This is a genomic window from Peptacetobacter sp. AB800 (genome assembly GCF_047807365.1).
Lineage (GTDB): Bacteria > Bacillota > Clostridia > Peptostreptococcales > Peptostreptococcaceae > Peptacetobacter.
The window spans coordinates 1-5,232 of the sequence record NZ_JBLOUI010000066.1; the positions used below are offsets into that span (position 1 = coordinate 1).

General features: G+C 30.6%; 4 protein-coding genes. 2 read left to right on the forward strand and 2 right to left on the reverse strand.

Going from position 1 to position 5,232, the window contains the following annotated elements:
- Positions 1 to 157: 157 nt before the first annotated feature.
- Both ACK2WN_RS11725 and ilvA read right to left on the reverse strand, forming a co-directional pair.
- On the reverse strand, positions 158 to 538 hold the full coding sequence (locus tag ACK2WN_RS11725) for a RidA family protein (RefSeq protein ID WP_416155669.1): 381 nt from the start codon (positions 536 to 538) through the stop codon (positions 158 to 160).
- A 160-nt stretch (positions 539 to 698) separates the two neighbouring features.
- The gene (gene ilvA, locus ACK2WN_RS11730) at positions 699 to 1,916 is read right to left on the reverse strand and encodes a threonine ammonia-lyase (RefSeq protein ID WP_300528883.1); all 1,218 of its coding nucleotides are present in this window, start codon (positions 1,914 to 1,916) and stop codon (positions 699 to 701) included.
- A gap of 439 nt (positions 1,917 to 2,355) precedes the next feature.
- On the opposite strand from ilvA, the gene aspD reads away from it, so the two are divergent.
- Together aspD and ACK2WN_RS11740 are read left to right on the forward strand one after the other, a co-directional pair.
- The gene (gene aspD, locus ACK2WN_RS11735) at positions 2,356 to 3,987 is read left to right on the forward strand and encodes an aspartate 4-decarboxylase (protein ID WP_300528881.1); all 1,632 of its coding nucleotides are present in this window, start codon (positions 2,356 to 2,358) and stop codon (positions 3,985 to 3,987) included.
- A gap of 131 nt (positions 3,988 to 4,118) precedes the next feature.
- Complete coding sequence (locus ACK2WN_RS11740) at positions 4,119 to 5,114, forward strand: asparaginase (protein WP_329999132.1); 996 nt, start codon at positions 4,119 to 4,121, stop codon at positions 5,112 to 5,114.
- Positions 5,115 to 5,232 lie beyond the last annotated feature (118 nt).

Below are 5,232 nucleotides of genomic sequence, written 5' to 3' on the forward strand. Positions count from 1 at the left end.
ATTTTATTAATTATTTTTTCATCTTTTCGCTTTTTCAATACATTCATATTACTATTGTACACAAGTTTTCCACAGTTTTAAATTATTATAATTTCCTTAAGAATAAAAAAAGATGCCCCTAAAAAGAGACATCTTTATAAATTCTATAATTATCAAATTATAAAACTGCTATTAATTCTATTTCAACTTTAACGTCTTTTGGTAATCTAGCTACTTCTACGCAAGATCTAGCTGGTTTGTTTTCACCGAAGAATTCAGCATAAACTTCGTTTAAGTCATTGAATTCGTTCATATCTTTTATGAAAACTGTAGTTTTAACAACGTTAGAGAAGTCTGCACCAGCTTCAGCTAATACATTTTTTATGTTAGTTAAAGATCTAGTTGCCTGTTCTTTTATTCCACCTTCAACAACTGTCATTGTTTCTGGATCTAGTGGAATCTGTCCTGATAAGAATAATAAGTTTCCTGCTTTTATAGCCTGAGAATATGGTCCTAAAGCTGCAGGAGCATTGTTAGTGTGTATTACTTCGTGTTTCATTGGAAAACCCTCCTAATATTATATTAATATAAGATATGTGTTTTTATTAACACTATATTTATATTATACTCTTTTATTTATATTGATTCAAATATTATTTATATTTTAATAAATTTATTTTATGTTTTAAACTATTTATAAAGATATTTTAAATTTGTAACTATATTTCTTTTACACAGAATCCAGCTTCAACTATTGCTGATTTTACTCTCTTAATATGGTCGAAGTCTAGAGTTTCAAGTATGAATTCAGCAGACTGTTCAGTTAAACTATCTCCAGATGCTAAGCTTCCCTGATTAGCAGATAGTATATTAGCTCCCGTTTCGCTTATTATACTAGTAACTTTTTTGAAGTTACCTGGTTTATCATTCATGCTAACTTTTAAGCTAACTCTTCTTCCTTCTTTAGCTAAAGCAACACCTATTATTCTGTATAGTGTATTAACGTCTACATTACCACCAGATACTACACATACTACATTTTCTCCAGCTTCTGGTTTATATTTTCCACTTAATAAAGCTGCTGTTGAAACTGCACCAGCACCTTCAGATACTATTTTCTGACTTTCCATCATAAATAATATAGCCTGTGCTATTTCATCTTCTTCTACAACAACAACGTCATCAACTAATTCTTTTATTATATCAAATGTTAAATCTCCAGGAGTTTTAACTGCTATACCATCGGCTATTGTAGGTGCATTGAATGCAGATGTAACTTCTCCATTCTGGAATGATTCTTTCATTGAAGGTATATTAGCTGTTTGAACACCTATAACTTTACAATTAGGGTTTAATGCTTTTGCAACTACTGCTACACCAGCAACTATTCCCCCACCACCTATTGGGCATAATACAGTATCTACTTTGTTATCTAACTGTTCAAAGAATTCTAATGCTAAAGTACCCTGACCAGCTATTACATATTTATCATTGAATGGATGTAGGAAAGTAGCTCCTGTTTCTTTCTGTACTTCTACTGCTTTAGCATATGCATCATCGTAAACTGTACCATTTAATACAACTTCTGCTCCGTAACCTTTAGTTGCACTAACTTTTGCTAATGGTGCAGTAGCTGGCATTGCTATAGTAGCTTTTATTCCTGTTAATTTTGCTCCAAGTGCAACACCCTGTGCATGATTTCCTGCAGATGCTGCTATAACTCCTCTTGCTTTTTCTTCTTCAGTAAGATTTGCTATTTTATTACATGCACCTCTAACTTTGAAAGATCCAGTTTTCTGTAGGTTTTCACATTTGTAGTAAACATGAGCACCAGTTTTTTCGCTTAATTTTGTACTTTCTAAAACGTCAGTCTTTTTAACTATATCTTTTATAGTCTCTCTCGCCTGTTTTACATCTTCTAAAGTAACCTGTAACATTTAAATCAACTCCTGTTAAATTATATTTTTCTTATTTCATTTTTTATTCTATAACCTTTTCCTAAAAAATGCAACAAGTTTTGCATTATTTTAATTTTATAGAGAAAACGTATTTTGACATTAAAAAAATATATTTTGGTATATACATTTACTATTTCTTTTTATTTATTAAGTTTTTTATCCTTTATGTATTTAAAAATATCTTTTTTAAGTATTTTAGCTTTATTTTTTCTCTTTACTTTTTCAAAAAAAATATTATAATTAAAGTGTAAGTATATGTTTCAGATGAATTAAATTCATATATTTTTATATATTGATGTCAAAATGTATATTCATTTGAAACAATTTATAATGATAATTATATTTATAGAGTTTATATTTTAAGGTTATATTTTAAGAATTATATTTTAAAGATTATAAATAAGGAGATTATGAAAAAATGATTGACTACACAAAGGATGAAATCAAAAAAATGTACGATAGATTAAGTCCGTTTGAATTTAAAAACGAACTTATAGAAATCGCAAAGGATACTTCAAACACTAAAAACATACCTTTACTAGATGCTGGTAGAGGAAATCCAAACTGGACTTGTTCTTCTGCTAGAGAAGCTTTCTTTACATTCGGACATTTTGCAGTAACAGAAACAAGACTTAATTGGGATTTAGGAAATCTTTCAGGTATGCCTCAGAAAGAAGGTATAGCAAAAAGATTATTTAAATATATAGAAGAAAATAAAGATATGCCTGGTGCTTTCTTATTAAAAAATATAGTAAATTATGGAATAACAGAAATGGGATTCAACCCAGATGAATTTGTTCATGAGTTAGCAGACGGTATAATAGGAGATAACTATCCACTACCAGATAGAATGTTACCTCATATAGAAAAAATAGTTCACGACTACTTAGTTCAGGAAATGAAATACAATATAGATGATGAATACGGAGATATACAGGTGTTTGCAGTTGAAGGTGCTACTGCTGCAATGTGTTACATATTCGATTCACTTATGGCAAATGAGCTTTTAAAAAGAGGAGATAAAATAGCGATGATGACTCCTATTTTCACTCCTTACTTAGAAATACCAAATCTTCCAAGATACAACTTCGACATAATAAATATAAATGCAGATGTTGTAGATGAAAGAGGAGTTCATACTTGGCAGTTCTCAAGAAAAGAACTTGAAAAATTAAAAGATAAAAACATAAAAGCTCTTTTCGTTGTAAACCCTAACAATCCAGCTTCAATAGGTATGGATGAAAATACTTGCAATGAATTAATAGACGTTGTTAAAACATATAATGAAGATTTAATGATAATATCAGATGACGTTTACGGAACATTTGTAAATGACTTCTCTTCATTAATGTCAAAACTTCCTTATAATACTTTAGGAGTTTATTCTTATTCAAAATACTTCGGTGTTACTGGTTGGAGATTAGGAACATTTGCAGTTCACGAAAGAAATGTTTTTGATAAAAAAATAAAAGAATTAAAAGGTGAATCTAAAAAAATAGTAGACAAGAGATACAGTGATATGAGTCTTAACCCTTCTGCTCTTACATTTATGGAAAGAGTTGTCGCTGATAGTCGACGGGTTGCACTAAACCACACAGCAGGACTTTCTACTCCACAGCAGGTTCAGATGGCATTCTTCTCTGCTTTTGCACTAATAGACAAGGTTGACGCATATAAAAAATTAAACATGAGCATATGTAGAAGAAGACAGAGACTTCTATTTGAATCTCTAGGAATAGACTATGTAAACTTAGAAAATAGTGCTGCATATTACTTCCAGTTTGATATAGATGAATGGGGAAGATTAAATCATGGTCAGGAATTTGTAGACTTTATGCACAAAAACTTTGATGCATGCGATATATTATACAAACTTGCAAAAGACTACGCTATAGTTCTTCTTGGTGGTAACGGATTCGCTGCACCAAAATGGTCTATAAGAGTTTCTCTTGCAAACTTAGACGATAGAGCTTATATAACAATAGGTGCATCTATCAAAAATATACTTAACGACTATGTTGAGCTATGGAAAAGTAAAAAGACTAATTAATACTATTTAAAAGTATGATTATGATGTATTTTATGCAAAATCTAAAATAAAAGATGTATTTATTGTATTTTTTTGTTATAATTTCTATTGGAATATTAATTATTTTTTATTAGAAAGGTGTATAGATTATTATGACTACTAAAAAGAAAGTTGCAATTGTATTTACTGGTGGAACAATATCTATGACAGTAGATGACCAGGTGGGGGCAGCAATACCTACTCTTTCAGGAGAACAGATACTTTCTATGGTTACTAATATAGATAAAGTTGCCGATATAGAAGTTCTTAACTTTGCTGAAATACCAGGACCTCATATGACTCCTTACAGAATGATGGAGCTTAAAAAATATACTGAAGATCTTTTAGCTAGAGAAGATATAACTGGAGTTATCATAACTCACGGTACTGACTCACTAGAAGAAACAGCTTATTTCCTAGATTTAACTATAGACAATCCAAAACCTGTTATAGTTACTGGTGCTATGAGAAGTAGCTCAGAACTTGGTTACGATGGTTCAAGTAACCTATCAGCTGCAGTTTGTACAGCTGTATCAAAGGATGCTATAGGAAAAGGTGTTTTAGTTGTTTTAAACAATGAAGTTTTACTCGCTTCAGAAGCTACAAAAACTAATACATTAGCTTTAAATACATTCCAGTCTTTAGTTGGTGGACCTCTTGGTTACATAGACTGCAATGAATTAGTTTTACTTAGAGATATAGTAAACAGAAGAGTTATAAAAACTGATAAAATAGAATCTAAAGTTGCTCTATTCAAAGCTTGTGCTGGAGAAAACAGCGACTTCATAAAAGCTGCTGTAGATTTAGGATACAAAGGTATAGTAATAGAAGCAATGGGTAGAGGAAATATACCTCCAGAAATGTTACCTGGTGTTGAATACGCTAGAGAAAAAGATTTACCTGTTGTTATAGTTTCAAGATGTCATTCAGGTAGAGTATTTGATAGCTACGGATATCATGGTTCAGGTAGAGATCTTAGAAACTTAGGTTGTATATTTGGTGGAGATCTTCCAGGACAGAAAGCTAGAATAAAATTAATGCTAGCTCTTGGACAGACTGATGATATGGATACTATAACTGACTACTTCGAAAGAGGTATATACGCTTAATTTTAAAATCTTGAATTTATAATCTAAGTGCAACAAAAAAAAGAACTCATATCATTTTCTTGGTATAATATTCATGCCAACAAAAATTAAAACCAAGGAGAAAATGATATGAGTCTAT